The following is a 15,934-nucleotide window of genomic DNA, read 5'->3' on the forward strand; positions in this document are numbered from 1 at the left end:
GCCATGATATGTTATACTATATCGCGCCTCCGTCCGATCATGGTGAGTACCTTGAGCGCCTATGCTGCCCTGTCTGTTCAAGAATTGCATGTCTCGCTGTCGGGCGCGGCAATCCTTGATGGAATCAGCCTTGAACTGATGCCCGGAGAGCGTTTGGCCCTGCTGGGTGAATCGGGGTCGGGGAAATCCATGACGGCGCTGGCCGCACTGGGGCTGTTGCCGTCATATGCGCAGGTCGCGGGCAAGGTCGCCGTGAATGGCCATGATGTGACCCATGAACCGGCCTTGTCGCGCCCCGGCCCGGCCCGGCCGGCCATGGTGATGCAAGATACACTTGCGGCGCTGAACCCGCTGGCCACGATTGGCTATCAGTTGATCCAGCCGTTACGCAGAAACGGGCTTGGTCGCGTTGCGGCACGGGTTGGGGCATGCGATCTGATCGAAAGGGTCGGCCTGCGGGATCCCGAACAGATCCTGTCGCGCTGTTCGCCGCAATTGTCGGGCGGACAGCGGCAGCGTATCTGCATCGCAATGGCATTGGCTTGCAAGGCACCGGTCATCATTGCCGACGAACCCACGTCGGCCCTGGATGTGATCACGCAGGCGCAGATCCTTCGCCTGTTGCGTGATGTGACCACGGCGCCGGGCGGGCCGGCGCTTTTGTTTATTACCCATGATCTGCATGCTGCGGCGCATCTTTGCGACGACGCCCTGATCATCGATGGCGGGCGTGTTGTCGAAGCGGCCCCCATGCAGCGTATCGTGACAGCGCCACAACACGCCCATACCCGCCGGTTGATCGACTCGGCTGCGCGTTGTGGTATTGCCTGTGAAAGGCTCTATGCATGAGCTTCCTGACCGTGCGCGACCTTTCGCACAGCTATCGTGGGGCGCGCCGCATGTGGGGCCGCGCTCCCGACTTGCCCGTCTTGCAGAGCCTTTCCTTCGATCTGGCCGCCGGCGAAAGGGTGGGGATCGTCGGCATGTCAGGTTCCGGGAAGTCGACATTGCTGCGATGCCTGATGGCAATGGGGCGTCCGCAATCCGGTGAAATCCGCTGCAATGGGCGCCTGGTTGTCATGGGTCGTCCGGCCTCATTGCGATGGTATCGCCGTGTGGTGCAATATGTCCCTCAGGATCCGGTGGCGTCGCTTGAACCGCGGATGACCGTTGCTCAGCTTGTCGCCGAACCGTTGCGCCGGCTGCGGATCGATTGCGATCCGCAATCCCGGGCCCAAGAGGCGCTGGAAAGCGTGGGGCTGGGGTCGCAATACCTGTCCAGACGACCGGATGAGCTGTCCGGGGGGCAGGCGCAACGCGTGGCCATCGCCCGCGCCATCGCGATGCGCCCTGCATTTCTGATGACGGATGAGCCTGTCAGCGGGTTGGACATGACCGTTCGTGCGCAAGTGGTGCAGGTTCTCAGGGATCTAAGCCAGACCCATGGAACCGGCATTGTCATGGTCGCCCATGACATCTCGGTCGTTGCGGCCCTGTGCAGCCGCACCATGGTCATGGAGCATGGTCGCATCGTTGAAGATCGCCCGACATCCGAGATTCTGAAGGCCCCGCACCATCCCCATACCCGACAATTGCTGGAAGCTGCCCCGCCTTTGGTTGCGGCGGCCTAGAAAGGAAATTCCATGAAAATCTCGATGCTTGGTGCCGCTTTGGCGACCATGGTCATTTCAGGGGCTGCGCAGGCTGATGATCCGCGCCTGTCGGTCGCGATGTTGCAGCCGCCACGATCCGGTCTGTCCCCACTGTCGGATGACGCCTTCAAGCTTTCGCGCTGGTCCACCGCAGAAACGCTGATCCGGCTGGATGCGGGCGGCACGCCCCAGCCGCTGCTTGCGACGGCATGGCAACGGCTTGATGACTCGACATGGCGTTTTGACATTCGCAAGGGCGTAAAGTTTCACGATGGGACCGGATTGACGCCGGAACGGGTGGCGGCATCCCTGAATGCGGCGATCAATGCTGTGCCCAAACCGCGCATTCTTGACGGGGTCGAGATGGCGGTCGAATTTGACGATGAGGCCGTGATCGTCAGGACCGGGGCAGATGATCCACTGGTTCCCAATCGTCTGTCCAGCCCTCAGATGGCCATTTTCGCCAAGCGCGCCTATGGTGATAACGGCGTGGTTGTTCCCACCAATGCCGGGACGGGCCCCTTCGTCCTGACAGAAATCAACGGCGTGACCAGTGCGCATCTGGATCGGTTCGAAGATTACTGGGGCCAGCGGGCCAAGCTGGCGGGAATTGATGCGGATTATGTGGGTGATGGAACCGCACGCGGCGCGGCGTTGCGCACGGGCACCGCGCAGATCGTCGAAGCCGTTCCGGTCAGTCAGGCCGCGCTGATCGACACAGACTTGATCCACGAGGTGCCGATGCCTCGCACCAACACCTTGTATGTCAACACCGCCAAGGGGCCGCTGACTGATCCGGGTCTGCGGTCTGCCGTGCGTCAGGCCGTTGATCGCGGGACGATTTTGCGCACGGTCTATGAAGGGCGTGCGGATGAGGCGCGCGGCTTGCTGGGTCCGGCATTGCCTTGGGCCGATGGACTGCGCAGCCCGGTTTCATATCCCGCGGCATCATCGCCGGATGGCACGCGCATCACCCTGGGAACCTTTACCGACCGGGCAGAGCTGCCCGAGGTTGCCGTCCTGGTGTCGCAGGCTTTGACCGAGGCGGGGTTCGTGGTCGAACAGGATGTGCGGGAATATGCCCATATCGAGGCGGATATGCTGGCGGGAACCTTCGATCTGTTCATCCTGTCGCGTGCAACCGTGCTGGATTCGGGAGATCCGGTTTCATATATGGTCAGCGATTTCTCATGCGAAGGATCGTTCAATATCTCGCAGCTCTGCGATCCTGCTGTCGACGCCGCATTGGAAACAGCCGCGAGAACTGAACCGGGCCAAGCGCGTCAACAGGCCATAATCACGGCCGAGAGCGCAATTATGGCCACGGGCGCGGCCATTCCCATCCTGCATGAGCGGGTCATTCAGGGCGAAGCAGCCGGTGTTGCCGATGCAATGCGCGACCCGCGTGAACGGATGTTGATAACCGAGCACACGACCTTCGCCCCATGATGCGGATCACTCGGGCTGCGATTCCCGCGCTGTCGCGCGGGATCACGCTGATTGCAGTGATGGTGCTGATTGGTCTGCTGCCCTGGATCTCGGGGCGCGATCCCGCGCTCAGCATCCTGCGCGCACGGATGGGCGATCAGAACCCGACACCCGAGACACTGGCCGCGATCCGCCAGCAACTTGGGCTTGCGCTTGGACCGCTGGACCATCTCTGGAACTGGCTTGCGGGTGTTTTTCGCGGTGATTTCGGAACCTCGTGGATTTCGGGGGCGCCGGTGTTGCCCGGACTGGTTCAGGCACTTGGCGTTTCGCTTGGTTTGATGGCAGCGGCGCTGGCAGTGGCGTTGTTCGTGGCGGTCGCGTTGTGCTGGCCGACCATGCGGCGTGGATTGCGGGGGCGCGATACGCGGTCTTCAGGTGTCGTGGCCGCATGCCTGACGGCGCTGCCGGAGTTCATGCTGTCGGCTGTCTTGCTGGTCGTCTTTGCCGTGTGGCTGCGATGGTTCCCGCCATATGGTTGGCATGGCGCGGCCAATGTGGTCTTGCCGGCGTTGGCGCTGGGGTTGCCGGCCGGGGGGTTGCTGGGGCGTTTGCTGGAAAATGCGATCGCGGCGACCTTTCACGAACGCTGGATCGCCACATGGGCTGTTGCAGGCTTTGGCAAGGGGCAGATCGCCCGTGCCGTATTAAGGCGCAGCCTTCCCGCGCTGATGCCGCAAATCGGGATGATCATTGTGGCCATGACGGGGGGCGCAATTGCGGTTGAACAGGTGTTCTCCATTCCCGGGCTGGGGCGGGCGGTGTTGGGCGCGGCCTCGGCCCAGGATCTGCCAGCATTGCAGGCGGGTATCCTGTTGTTGCTGGTGAACGCATTGTTCATCGGGATTGTCGCAAATTTGATCCGCATCGCCTTGCTGGGCCGGGCGTTGGAGATGGGGGCGATGCCGGTGCCGCAGGTCTTGCAGGCTGCCCCGTCACGCCGACTGTGGATCGTTCCGGGTGTGGTATCGTTCCTGATGTTAGTTCTGGTGGTTGCCGGGCTGCCACGTGATCCGTTCACGTCCGAATATATTCGGCTGCAACCCCCCGGTCTTTTGCTGCCGCTGGGGGCGGACGGGCTTGGACGGGATGTTCTGGCCCGCGTTGCGCATGGCGCGGTATCGACCATCGGGATGGCGATCGTTGTGACCGCGGCGTCATTCGTGATCGGAATTGGGATGGGCCTGATGCCGCGTCTGGCGATCGGCCCGATAGAGGTTACCAAGGCGACGCCACCGACCATTGCGGCCCTGATCGTCACGGCCGCAATGGGGCCCAGTGCCGTGGGGGCCGTGGTCGCGGTGTCCGCCGTCGCCTGGGCGCCGCTTGCTGCGCATACGGCCGCACTGGTGACCGAGACCCGTGCCCAGCCTCATGTGCAGATCGCGCCGGTTCTCGGGGTCGGTCCGCTGCAATTGCTTCCCCGGTCCATTCTGCCCGCGATCACCGGCCCGGTTCTGCGGCATGCGATGCTGCGTTTGCCGGGCAATGCACTTGCATTGGCTGCGCTGGGTTTTCTGGGCTTGGGGCCAAAACCGCCTTCGCCGGACTGGGGGCTGATACTTGCGGATGGGCTGCCATATGTCGAACGTGCGCCCTTTGCGGTGCTGGCACCCGTTGCGGCGCTGGCGCTGATGTCGGTGCTGGGCGTGTCGTTGGCGGCGTTGTCACGACGCTGACCCCGGCCTTTGCCATCCGCAGGCTTATGCGCCGCTTGGGGCAACGCCCGGTTTGGGTGTTGCACGAGTTTGTGCGCATCCGATCAATTGTTGACGAAATTTGTCGGTAACCTTAATGGGGCGACAACATGACTCGAATAAGGTTTTCTCCATGACCCTGCGTGCCTTTCTTGGTGCATCCGCGCTTGGCCTGATTGCGGCAAGCGCCGCGCAAGCAGATCCGATCACCGTGACCGATATCGCCGGCCGTGAAATCACGCTGGAAGCGCCGGTCGAACGCGTGATCCTTGGGGAAGGGCGGCAGGTATTCTTTACTTCGGTGCTGGATGGCGATGACCCGTTCGGCCGTGTTGTCGGATGGCGTGATGATCTGGAACAGGCGGCCCCCGAAAGCTATGCGGCCTACCGCGAGAAATTCCCCGAACTGGCCGAAATTCCGACGTTTGGCGGGTTCAAGGATGGCACATTCGATATCGAACAGGCCGTGTCATTGGAACCGGATGTCATGATCATGAATCTGGAAGCCAAGCAAGCCACCGACGAAGCGGGGTACGAAGACAAGCTGGCCAAGGTCGGCATTCCGATCGTCTATGTCGATTTTCGTGAAAAGCCGTTTGAACATACGCCCAAGTCGATGGACATCATCGGACAGCTGTTCGGCAAGGAAGACCGCGCGGCAGAATTCAACGCATTCTACACGGACCAGATCGCACGCGTCACCGATGTCATCGCGGCCCAGTCCGACCTGAAACGTCCGCTGACCTTCGTAGAACGCGCGGCCGGCTATTCGGAAGACTGCTGCATGTCCTTTGGCGATGCGAATTTCGGCCGTTTCGTGGAACTGGCGGGGGGCGAAAACATGGCCTCACCGTTCATTGCGGGCACATTCGGGACCGTCAATGCCGAACAGATCATTGCCTCGAACCCGGATCAGATCGTTGCGACGGGGGGCAATTGGGACGCCTATGTCCCGGGTGGCAACTGGGTTGGGGTCGGACCCGGATCGGATCAGGCCGAGGCGCGCCGCAAACTGGCGGCCTTGATGGAGCGGCCTGCGTTTACGGGTGTAGCCGCCGTCGAGAACGGGCAGGTGCATGCGATCTGGCACCAGTTCTACAACACGCCCTATAGCTTTGTTGCGGTGCAACAGCTGGCCAAGTGGCTGCATCCCGAATTGTTTGCCGACCTTGACCCCGAAGCGACCTTGCGGGAACTGCATACACGCTTTCTGCCGGTTGAGTATCGTCCGGGCTATTGGGTGACTTTGGCCGCCCCCCACGAAAACTGAGCGTGACGGGCGACCCCGAGATCGCCCCAAAGCAAGAGGTCACCATGGCAAGCATCGCAAATGACGCCCCGCAGCATGCGGGGACCTATCGCGGACTGGTCGCGCGGCGGCTGATGGTACTGGTGGGGCTTGGCGTGCTGCTGTTGTTATCGGTGGCCGTCGATGTTTCGCTGGGGCCCGCGCGCTATGCCTTGCCGGATGTGCTGAAAACACTTGTCGCGCCGAATACGGTCGATCTTCAGATGCGCGTGGTGGTCTGGGATATCCGGATGCCGATGGCGATCCTTGCCGTCACCGTGGGGGCCAGCCTTTCCCTGGCGGGTGCGCAGATGCAGACAATTCTGGCGAATCCTCTGGCCAGCCCGTTTACCCTGGGCCTGTCGGCGGCAGCCAGTTTTGGCGCAGCTTTGGCCATGGTATTGGGCGTGGCCCTGTTTCCTGCGGCGGTCGGATTGATGGTGCCGATCAATGCCTTTGCGGCGGCAATGATCGCGTCACTTCTTATTTTCGGGTTGTCCACGATGCGCGGCGTCACCGTGGAAACCATTGTTTTGTTGGGGATTGCATTGGTCTTTACCTTCAACGCCGCCCTTGCCTTGCTGCAATATTTCGCGTCCGAGCAGGCGCTGGCCGCCGTCGTGTTCTGGACCATGGGTAGCCTGACCAAGGCGACCTGGGGCAAGGTGGCTATCACTGCGGCAATTCTGGCCATCTGCACGCCGCTGTTTGCACGACGCGCATGGGCGCTGACGGCGATCCGCCTGGGCGAGACCCGTGCCGCGGCCATGGGGGTTCCGGTCAAGCGGTTGCGGCTGGAAACATTGGTTCTTGTTTCCCTGCTGGCGGCAGTTCCGGTCTCGTTTGTCGGCACGATCGGCTTTATCGGGATCGTCGGCCCCCATGTTGCCAGGCTGTTGCTGGGCGAGGATCAGCGGTTCTTCCTGCCCGGTGCCATGTTGTCTGGTGCCGTGATCCTGTCGGCCACATCGGTGTTGTCCAAGGCGCTGCTGCCCGGGGCGGTGCTGCCGATCGGGATTATCACCGCATTGGTCGGGGTTCCGTTTTTCATGGCCCTGATTCTGACGAAAGGGCGCAAGGCATGGTAAGGCTGGCGCTGGAGGGGTTGGGCGCGCGCTACGGCAAACGTAGCATCATATCCGATGCAACGACCCCCTGGATCGAAGGTGGATCGTTGACGGCGCTGGTGGGCGCCAATGCTGCGGGAAAGTCGACATTGTTTCGCCGCATTGCCGGGCAGATGGGGGGCAGCGGTTCCGTGCGGTTGTCCGGTGCCGACCAAAACGATCTGCGTTACATGCCGCAGGATACCGCGATGACGGCCGCGTTGACCGTATATGAATCGGTGATCCTGGCGCTGAAGCAAGGCGCAAGCGGTTGGCGGTTATCGGCGCAGGAACTGGCGTCTGTAGACCATGTGCTTCATCGCTTTGGCATTGCCCATCTGGCCACGCGACAATTGCCTGAACTGTCGGGCGGACAAAGACAATCGGTGTCGATTGCCCAGACATTGGTGACCCGACCCAAGATCGTGCTGATGGATGAGCCGACCTCGGCGCTGGACCTGTATCGCCAGTTCGAGATCCTTGAAGCGCTGCGTCGCTATGCGGTGGATACGGGGGCCGTGGTCGTGCTTGCCCTGCACGATCTCAATCAGGTGATGCGGTCTTGCGCCACGACCATCGCATTGGCGCAGGGACGCATCGTTGCTGCCGGTGACACGCTTGAAGTTCTGACCCCGGATCTGATCCGCCAGCTTTACGGCATCGACAGCAGGGTCGAGCGTTGTTCCCGGGGTTCGCCGATGATGATCGTGGACGGGCCGTCATCCTCTGCGCATGCCGCCGGGCATTGCTGATCGCCAGGAAACTGGCTCAGATGCCGTCCCGGTGTTTGGCGGGGCTATGCTCAAGGTGAAGGATGCCCTATCCCTGTTGGGCAAACCGGCGCAACAAGGAGAGCGAGAGGCTTGGACCGTGGAACTTTCGATCTGCGCCTTCTGGGCTATTTCTTCCGAACCGCCCAGGTCGGCAACATCACCCGGGCTGCGGCCGAACTGAATGTCGCCCAACCTACCCTGTCAAAGGCGTTGAAGCTGTTGGAGGATCAGGTCGGCACCCCTTTGATGGAACGCCATGCCCATGGCATCACGCTGACCCCGATCGGTGCCCGTCTTGCCGAACATGCCGGGGTCGTCATTGCGCAGGTGCGTGATGCTTCGGATGAGATTGCGCAACTGCGATCGGGAAAGGGCGGGCATGTCCGGATCGGGGCCGGCCCTTCCTGGGTGCGCAGGAAGCTGCCCGAGGCGATCAGCAGGATAACCGAGCAACGCCCCGATGTTCTGGTCGAAGTCCAGACCGGTTTCGATGAATCGCTGTTGCGCGGTTTGACCACCGGTGCATTGGATTTCGTGGTGGCCGAACGCCCCCTGGAAGGCGAGAGCGCCAATCTTGAATTTCGCCTTCTGACAGCTGATGATCTTGTCTGCGTCGGGCGCCCTGAACACCGCCTTGCGGGGCGCAAGAATGTGCCTGCGACCGAGGCCCTGGCAATGGCCTGGGCGCTGCCGCCCGAGGACACGTTGGCGCGGCGCAAGCTGGATGGCCGGGTGATCAGTCTGGGGCTTACCCCGCCCAGGGCGATGGTCATGTCTACCTCGCTGACATTTCTGCTGACCCATGCGACGCTGACCGACGCCTTGATCTATACCACCAGATCCCAGCTTCTGTCGGCCGAGGGCAGCCGGCTGATTGAAATCGACGTCCCCGAACTGGTCACACATCGCGAGGCCGGGCTGATCTATCGCAAGCCGGGTCTGCTGACGCCGGCGGCCCGTGCGATCACCGAGGCGCTGATCGCCGAATGTCAGGCCGATCCGTTCAACTGAAACCGCGCCTCTGCCTGTGCGCGGCACCGCTTGGCGCGTGCCATAGCCAATAGCTATGGAGTTGGCCGTTTTTTTCATTTCTGGAATGCCCGTTGATGCGCTAGATTTCCTTGCACAACGATGCGGGAGGCATCGGGTTTCAGGAATGTTGGGAGGAAACATGATCTACAACCGGAAACTGACAAGGGCCCTGGCGGCCAGTGTGCTGGCATTTGCTGCCTCGGGGGTGTCAGCCGCAGAATCTCCGATCACGATCGTGATCAATCAGTCCCCCTGGTTCCCCGGCTTTCAGGCCGTTGTCGAGAAATATGAGGAAGACACCGGAAATACTGTTGAACTGGATGTGAACCCGTTTGCGGGCAGCCTGGAAAAGCAACGCACCGCTGTGCGGGCCGATCAAAGCCCTTATGACGTGCTGATCATGAATGCGGGTTTCTTTTCCGAATTCTACAGCGGGGGATTCATGCAGCCGCTGACGGATATCGACCCTGCATTCAGCCTGTCCGAAGATATCTATACCTTTGATGACAGTGTGTGCTGGAATGCCGAAGACAAGAAGATCAGTTGTGACGGTGGCGGACTGCTGAGCGTTCCGGTCAATCCGAATGTCCTGATCCTGCATTATCGCCAGGATCTGTACGAAGAGGCCGGCTTGTCGGTGCCAACCACATGGGATGAGCTTTATGACAATGCCAAGGCACTGCAGACGGATGCCCGCTATGGTATTTCGCAACGCGGACAACGCGGCACGTTTGACGTCACCTATGATGTGTTTCCCTATATCTGGTCTCATGGCGGCGGAATCGTAGACCAGCAGGACGACGGCAGCTACAGGGTGACGATCAATTCCCCCGGCACGCTGGCGGGAATGGAGACCTATCTGAAGCTGGCAGCCGATGTCGGACATCCCTCGACCGCTGGTCAGACCCAGACCAACGTGATCCAGAACATGGCGACGGGCCGCGCAGTTCATATCAACTCGGTGCCTGCACCCGGATTGTTTGACGATGAAAGCAAATCGATGGTCGTGGGGCAGGTTGCCTATGCGCCGCCTCCGGGCACGAGCGAATTCCCGTCGGCAACGCCCTTGGGGCATTGGCTGGCCGGGGTGCCCAAGAACATCTCGGATGACCATAAGCAGGCGGCACTGGCCTTCCTGACATGGTTCCAGAGCGATGAGGCACAGCGCGCCTATGCCGAGGCGGGCTCGATGCCGGTCAGTCGTGCGGTGCTGGAATCAGACATGGCCGATCAGCCGGAATACCGCTGGATGAAAGCGTTGGCGGCGGCGCTGCCCAATGCAAGGCTGACCTTCACATTTCCCGAAGCGACGCAGGTGCTTGCGGTGACCGAGCTGCGCTTCAACCAGGCGATTGGTGGCGAAATGCCGTTGAATCAAGCGCTGAATACCGCGGCCGAGGAAATCACCAAGGTGATGCAGGACGCTGGCTATGACCTTCCTGCTCCGGAAATGCTTCCGTAACCTTCCCGATGGTCGCGGAGAGATCCGCGACCATCCAATTTCTCGGAGCCTGTCATGAAAACCGACACCTTCTGGCGTCACGCGACGCTGTGGCCCGCGCTTGTCCTTTTTGCGCTTCTGACTGTTCTGCCGCTGATCAAGCTATTTGCCCTAAGCTTCAACGATGTCGAATGGATCAATCGGGAAGCGGTATGGGATTGGGTCGGGCTGGCGAATTACGCCCGCCTGCCCGAAGACAACCTGCTGCGCGCAGGGGCGCTGAATACGCTGATCTTCGCGGTGGTGGCGGTGGCCCTGCAGATGCTGATCGGGTTCGTTCTTGCGCTTTTGACAGTTCAGGTCGTGCGGGGGCGCGTCTTTTACCGCACGGTGTTCATACTGCCGATCCTCGTGCCGGGGATCATCATCGGCGCGATATGGAAACTGATGTATTCCTATGATTTCGGAGTTCTCAACAGCTTTCTGGCCTGGTTCGGGCTGACACCCCAGGACTGGCTGGGCAATCCCGATCTGGCGCTGTTGTCGGTGATCATCGTGGATGTCTGGCACTGGACGCCCTTTTGTTTCCTGCTGCTGCTGGCCGGTCTGGAAAGCCTGCCGGACGATATTTTCGAAGCGGCCCGGATCGATGGCGCAACGCGTTGGCAGCAGCTGCGCTATATCACGCTGCCGCTGATGATGCCGACCATTGCGGTGACATTCGTGTTCCGCATGATCCTTGCCTTCAAGGTCTTTGATGAAATCTACCTGCTGACCGGAGGAGGTCCGGGCACGTCGACCGAGGTGATCAGCTTCACCATCTATCGCCGATTTTTCACCGAGGATCAGACGGGCTACGGCGCAGCCATGTCGATCGCCGTGATCGCAGTGATTGCCGCGGGGATCATTGCCGCCACCCGCGCCACAGCCGGAAAAGGGGCCAAGGCATGACCGATGTAACCAATTCCCCGCTGACGGTTGCCGGTTCCCGGCGTCGCCGGTTCAACGCCTCGGAACGGCAGGTCGCATTGATGCGGCATCTGGTTCTGATGAGCTTTGCGCTGATCGTGCTGTTCCCGTTCTTCTGGATCATATCGGCGGCGTTCAAGACCCAAATCGACCTGTTGATGGGCAAGATCTTCTTCACGCCCAGGATCGACGGGTTCCTTGATGTGATCTTCGACAAGACTTCGGACTTTGCACGAAATTTCGGAAACTCCATGGTGATCGGCCTGATCAGCACCTTTCTTGTCCTGATCGTGGCAACGCTCGCGGCGTTTTCGCTGTATCGCCTGCAATGGCCGGGATGGGTGCTGCATTCGCTGCTGGGGTGGTCGGTCATTTTTCACATGGTGCCGCCCATCACCCTTGCGGGCGCCTGGTTCACGATGTTCCGTTCGGTCGGGCTGGATAACAGCTATACGGGCATTATTCTGGCCCATACCACGCTGCACTTGCCGATGGCGTTGTGGATGATGGGGGTCTTTGTCCGCGATGTTCCCAAGGAATTGGTCGAAGCGGCGCAGATTGATGGCGCCAAAGTGCCCCAGATCCTGTGGCATGTGGTGTTGCCGATCGTTCGTCCGGGTCTGGCGGCTACCGGAATCCTGACATTTATCTTCAGCTGGAACGAGTTTCCGGTCGTGCTGGTGCTGAGTCAGCGGCAAACGGCGACCGTTCCTCTGGGGATCGGCAAATACGCTCAGGAAAACACCATCGCCTTTACCGAAATGGCGGCCGCTTCGACCTTGTCGATCCTGCCCGCCTTCCTGCTGCTGCTGTTTGCGCAGCGTTTCATTGTCCGCGGTTTGACCTCGGGCGCGGTGAAATAGGAAATTCTCATGAAAACGGTTCTTGTTCTGTTTGACTCGCTCAATCGTAACGCGCTTTCGCCTTATGGCGGGGATCGTGTTCCGACCCCCAATTTCGACCGCCTTGCCGCGCGCAGCGCATGTTTCAGGGATCACCATGTCGGGTCGATGCCCTGTATGCCCGCACGGCGCGACCTGCTGACCGGGCGCATGTCCTTCCTGCATCGCAGTTGGGGGCCGATCGAACCCTATGACGTGACCTTCCCCGAAGTGCTGAGTCGCGAGCATGGCGTCTATAGCCATTTCGTCACGGATCATTTCCATTATTGGGAGGATGGCGGTGCGACCTATCACAACCGTTATGACAGCTATGAATTTTTCCGCGGTCAGGAAGGGGATCGGTGGAAAGGCGTCGTGGCGCCGGACTGGCCCGCGATCGAGGCGCGTTTCGATCCTGCCCAGGTCTCGCGTCGTCCGCGCAGCTATCCGCGCCACAATGTGATCAATCGCGACTACATCGATGATGAAGCAGCGCATCCCAGCTTTCAGACCTTTGCGGCGGGCGTCGAGTTCATCGAAGAAAACAGGGATGCCGACAACTGGTTCCTGCAGATCGAGACCTTCGCCCCGCATGAACCCTTTTTCGCGCCCAAACGTTTTCGCGACATCGCCGGCGCGCGTCACCAGGGCCCGGCGCTGGACTGGCCGCAATATGGCCATAGCGACCGGCCCCTGGAGGAACAGGACGAACTGCGCGCCAGCTATTATGCATCGGTCGCGATGTGTGATGAACTGCTTGGGCAGGTTTTGGACATGTTCGACCGCAACGATCTGTGGCGCGACACGGCCCTGATCGTCACGACCGACCACGGCTTTCTGCTGGGTGAACACGATCTGTGGGCCAAGAACCGGATGACATTGTATCAGGAAATCGCGCGGATCCCCCTGTTCTTTCATGATCCCGCCAATCCGGGTGCCGATGGAACGCTGGTCGAAGGGCTGAGTCAGACCCCCGATCTTGCGGCCAGCATTCTGGACCTTTTCGGGGCAGAGCCACCGGCCCAGATGCCCGCGCCCTCGCTGCGTCCGATGCTTGCGGGGCAGGGATCGCCGCATGACGCGCTGATCTATGGCTATTTCGGCGGGGCGGTGAACCTGACCGACGGGCGGCACAGCTATCATCGCTATCCCCCCGATATGGCAGCGCAGGAAGTGTATCAATATACGTTGATGCCGACCCATATTTTCGATTTTTTTCATCCCGAGGAACTGGTTCACGCGCAGCTTTCGCCCCCCACATCCTTTAGCCGCGACATGCCGTTGTTGCGCGTACCTGTCAGCGCGAAATCCGCGATGTATAATGCCTATGGTCCCGGCTGCATGATCGAAAGTGATACTCGACTGTACGATCTGGCCAGCGACCCCGCGCAGGGGGTGCCGCTGGATAACCCTGAACTAGAGGCGTGTTTGTCCGAACAGATGGCGCGCCTGATGCAGATGCTCGATGCCCCGGCCGAGGCCTTTGCCCGCCTGGGTCTGTCCAGACAGGCGGAGCCGGCATGATCTCGGACTGGGCCGAACAGGTGGCCAATCTGCGGCAATTGGCTGCGGTACGGCGGATCACGCTTGAAGACGGGGCCGAACGCGGTGTCAGCGCGCTCAGCTTCGATACGGGCGGCGGGCTTGCTTTCTGGGTGCTGGCAGACCGCAGTCTGGATATCGGGCCGCTTGGCTTTCGGGGAACCCCATTGGCCTGGCATCATCCTGCGGGTTTTATCGCGCCCGGTTTGCACGATGCACAGGCCGACCGGGGCACTGGCATTCAGCGCAGCCTTTCGGGGTTCCTCGTGACCTGCGGACTTGATAATGCCCGCCAACCACGAGCGGGATTGCCGTTGCATGGCTCACTGCCCCTGACCCCAGCGCGCGTTCTGGCATGTGGCGAGGATTGGGAACGACCCGACCCCGTCCTGTATGTCGAGGGCGAGATTTGCAGCGCGCATTTGCAGGGGGCGTGCCTGTCAATGCGCCGCCGCATCGAGGCCCCGATTGGTGGGGCGTCGATGACATTGACCGATCGGGTCCAGAACGTCGGCCCTGACCCCGCCGAGATCCGGATTCTGTATCACACGAATTTCGGTTATCCGATGGTCACGCCGCGCACTCGGATTGAACTGGGTGGGCGCGACATCGAGGTTCACGACAGATCCGCGACATGCCATGCGACACCCGGCGGTTTTGATGCCGAGATCACGCGTTCCGGATGCGCGGACTGGCCTGGGGTGCGGGTCCGGATGCAGGGCGATTTGCCATTCGTTCAGCTGTGGCGTGACGCCCGGCCCAGACGCAATATCCTGGCGGTCGAACCGTCCAACTGTGGTCGCGAACCCGATGGGACCAGTGCCCCGGGGCAGCGGTTGATCAGTGGCGAAACATGGCAGGCACAACAGAAATTCACCTTTTCATCCGTCAAACAAGAGGATTGACATGGCACGCGTTAAGCTGAACGGCCTGTCCAAGAGTTATGGCAAGGTCAACGTGATCAAGGACATCTGTCTTGACATCGAGGACGGAGAGTTCGTTGTTCTGATCGGCCCGTCGGGATGCGGGAAATCAACGCTTTTGCGGATGATTGCGGGTCTGGAAAGCATCACTGATGGCACGCTGGAAATCGGTGACCGTCCGGTCAATGATGTGCCGCCACGGGATCGGGGCATCTCGATGGTGTTTCAAAGCTATGCGCTTTACCCACATATGAGCAGTGCCGATAACATGTCTTTTTCCTTGCGGCTTGCGGGTGAAGACGATGCCTCGCGGCGCGGCAAGGTTGCGCGGGCTGCCGACATTCTGGGTCTTGGCCCGTATCTTGATCGATTGCCGAAACAGCTATCGGGCGGCCAGCGTCAGCGCGTGGCAATGGGGCGTGCGATCGTGCGCAAGCCCGAGGTTTTTCTTTTCGATGAACCGCTGTCAAATCTGGATGCCAAGCTTAGGGTCAAGATGCGGACCGAACTGAAGGAGTTGCACCAGAAGCTGCGCACGACCACGATATATGTCACCCATGATCAGGTCGAGGCCATGACATTGGCCGATCGGATCGTGGTTCTGCGCGATGGCCGGATCGAACAGATCGGCACGCCGCTGGAATTGTATGACAATCCTGCAAACGCCTTTGTCGGTTCTTTTCTGGGGTCGCCAACGATGAATCTGTTGCAGCTGGAGGTGGCGGCGGACAATCCGCGATCGGCACGGTTTCCCGATGGCGAGGCCATGTGTCTGGCCGAACCTGCGCCGCCCGGGCCGGCCATTGTCGGGATACGTCCCGAATGTTTCAATCTTGCGGCGCAACCCGGCGACGGCACTTTGCAGGCCGAGGTTGTCGTGGTCGAACCCACCGGTGCAACGACCGAATTGGTGGTGCGCAAGGCGGGCCAGGACATAACGGTTCTGTCGCCCCAACGCCTGAATGCACGCCCGGGTGACAAGGTCTGGCTGATGCCCGATGCCACCAGGGCGCGGGCCTTTCCTCATGGTGACAACCATATCGGCTGAAAGTTCGGTGGCGGGGGCGTTTCAGGTCCAGCCCGCGACGGGCGGTCCGGCCCCGGTCAGGAATTGACGATCTGCTTTTGAGCATAATCGCGTT

The 15,934-nt window shown here is 60.9% G+C and carries 14 protein-coding genes; all 14 read left to right on the forward strand.

What is annotated here, in order from left to right:
• Positions 1-51 precede the first annotated feature (51 nt).
• Complete coding sequence (locus PAF17_RS12100) at positions 52-849, forward strand: ATP-binding cassette domain-containing protein (protein ID WP_271889359.1); 798 nt, start codon at positions 52-54, stop codon at positions 847-849.
• Positions 846-1,631 carry an ABC transporter ATP-binding protein gene (locus PAF17_RS12105; protein ID WP_271889360.1) on the forward strand — a complete coding sequence of 262 codons (786 nt, stop codon included), beginning with the start codon at positions 846-848 and terminating at the stop codon, positions 1,629-1,631. The genes PAF17_RS12100 and PAF17_RS12105 overlap by 4 nt, the downstream gene beginning before the upstream one ends.
• A 12-nt stretch (positions 1,632-1,643) precedes the next feature.
• Positions 1,644-3,101, forward strand: a complete 1,458-nt coding sequence (locus PAF17_RS12110) for an ABC transporter substrate-binding protein (RefSeq protein WP_271889361.1) — start codon at positions 1,644-1,646, stop codon at positions 3,099-3,101.
• On the forward strand, positions 3,098-4,819 hold the full coding sequence (locus PAF17_RS12115) for an ABC transporter permease subunit (protein ID WP_271889362.1): 1,722 nt from the start codon (positions 3,098-3,100) through the stop codon (positions 4,817-4,819). The genes PAF17_RS12110 and PAF17_RS12115 overlap by 4 nt, the downstream gene beginning before the upstream one ends.
• Before the next feature lie 151 nt (positions 4,820-4,970).
• Positions 4,971-6,107, forward strand: coding sequence for an ABC transporter substrate-binding protein (locus PAF17_RS12120; RefSeq protein ID WP_271889363.1), 1,137 nt, complete (start codon positions 4,971-4,973; stop codon positions 6,105-6,107).
• A gap of 44 nt (positions 6,108-6,151) precedes the next feature.
• Positions 6,152-7,213 carry a FecCD family ABC transporter permease gene (locus PAF17_RS12125; protein ID WP_271889364.1) on the forward strand — a complete coding sequence of 354 codons (1,062 nt, stop codon included), beginning with the start codon at positions 6,152-6,154 and terminating at the stop codon, positions 7,211-7,213.
• Entirely contained in the window at positions 7,207-7,983 is a 777-nt protein-coding gene (locus tag PAF17_RS12130; protein WP_271889365.1) for an ABC transporter ATP-binding protein, read from the forward strand. Before PAF17_RS12125 ends, PAF17_RS12130 begins: the two co-directional genes overlap by 7 nt.
• A 111-nt stretch (positions 7,984-8,094) precedes the next feature.
• Positions 8,095-9,015: a LysR family transcriptional regulator gene (locus tag PAF17_RS12135; RefSeq protein ID WP_271889366.1), complete on the forward strand. Its 921-nt coding sequence runs from the start codon at positions 8,095-8,097 to the stop codon at positions 9,013-9,015.
• A gap of 160 nt (positions 9,016-9,175) precedes the next feature.
• Positions 9,176-10,498 (forward strand): ABC transporter substrate-binding protein, encoded by a 1,323-nt coding sequence (locus tag PAF17_RS12140; protein ID WP_271889367.1) that lies wholly within the window; start codon positions 9,176-9,178, stop codon positions 10,496-10,498.
• Positions 10,499-10,552: 54 nt separating this feature from the next.
• Complete coding sequence (locus PAF17_RS12145; protein WP_271889368.1) at positions 10,553-11,428, forward strand: carbohydrate ABC transporter permease; 876 nt, start codon at positions 10,553-10,555, stop codon at positions 11,426-11,428.
• On the forward strand, positions 11,425-12,309 hold the full coding sequence (locus PAF17_RS12150; RefSeq protein WP_271889369.1) for a carbohydrate ABC transporter permease: 885 nt from the start codon (positions 11,425-11,427) through the stop codon (positions 12,307-12,309). Before PAF17_RS12145 ends, PAF17_RS12150 begins: the two co-directional genes overlap by 4 nt.
• Positions 12,310-12,318: 9 nt before the next feature.
• Positions 12,319-13,851, forward strand: coding sequence for a sulfatase (locus PAF17_RS12155; protein ID WP_271889370.1), 1,533 nt, complete (start codon positions 12,319-12,321; stop codon positions 13,849-13,851).
• Entirely contained in the window at positions 13,848-14,774 is a 927-nt protein-coding gene (locus tag PAF17_RS12160) for a DUF4432 family protein (RefSeq protein ID WP_271889371.1), read from the forward strand. Before PAF17_RS12155 ends, PAF17_RS12160 begins: the two co-directional genes overlap by 4 nt.
• A gap of 1 nt (position 14,775) precedes the next feature.
• The gene (locus PAF17_RS12165; protein ID WP_271889372.1) at positions 14,776-15,840 is read left to right on the forward strand and encodes an ABC transporter ATP-binding protein; all 1,065 of its coding nucleotides are present in this window, start codon (positions 14,776-14,778) and stop codon (positions 15,838-15,840) included.
• Positions 15,841-15,934 lie beyond the last annotated feature (94 nt).

Source organism: Paracoccus onchidii (genome assembly GCF_028294535.1).
Classification (GTDB): Bacteria; Pseudomonadota; Alphaproteobacteria; order Rhodobacterales; family Rhodobacteraceae; genus Paracoccus; species Paracoccus onchidii.

Excerpts from the sequence above, each read along its gene's own strand:
- PAF17_RS12105 (WP_271889360.1), top strand. The coding sequence starts at position 846 with ATGAGCTTCCTGACCGTGCGCGACCTTTCGCACAGCTATCGTGGGGCG.
- PAF17_RS12110 (WP_271889361.1), top strand. The coding sequence starts at position 1,644 with ATGAAAATCTCGATGCTTGGTGCCGCTTTGGCGACCATGGTCATTTCA.
- PAF17_RS12115 (WP_271889362.1), top strand. The coding sequence starts at position 3,098 with ATGATGCGGATCACTCGGGCTGCGATTCCCGCGCTGTCGCGCGGGATC.
- PAF17_RS12120 (WP_271889363.1), top strand. The coding sequence starts at position 4,971 with ATGACCCTGCGTGCCTTTCTTGGTGCATCCGCGCTTGGCCTGATTGCG.
- PAF17_RS12125 (WP_271889364.1), top strand. The coding sequence starts at position 6,152 with ATGGCAAGCATCGCAAATGACGCCCCGCAGCATGCGGGGACCTATCGC.
- PAF17_RS12130 (WP_271889365.1), top strand. The coding sequence starts at position 7,207 with ATGGTAAGGCTGGCGCTGGAGGGGTTGGGCGCGCGCTACGGCAAACGT.
- PAF17_RS12140 (WP_271889367.1), top strand. The coding sequence starts at position 9,176 with ATGATCTACAACCGGAAACTGACAAGGGCCCTGGCGGCCAGTGTGCTG.
- PAF17_RS12145 (WP_271889368.1), top strand. The coding sequence starts at position 10,553 with ATGAAAACCGACACCTTCTGGCGTCACGCGACGCTGTGGCCCGCGCTT.
- PAF17_RS12150 (WP_271889369.1), top strand. The coding sequence starts at position 11,425 with ATGACCGATGTAACCAATTCCCCGCTGACGGTTGCCGGTTCCCGGCGT.
- PAF17_RS12155 (WP_271889370.1), top strand. The coding sequence starts at position 12,319 with ATGAAAACGGTTCTTGTTCTGTTTGACTCGCTCAATCGTAACGCGCTT.
- PAF17_RS12160 (WP_271889371.1), top strand. The coding sequence starts at position 13,848 with ATGATCTCGGACTGGGCCGAACAGGTGGCCAATCTGCGGCAATTGGCT.
- PAF17_RS12165 (WP_271889372.1), top strand. The coding sequence starts at position 14,776 with ATGGCACGCGTTAAGCTGAACGGCCTGTCCAAGAGTTATGGCAAGGTC.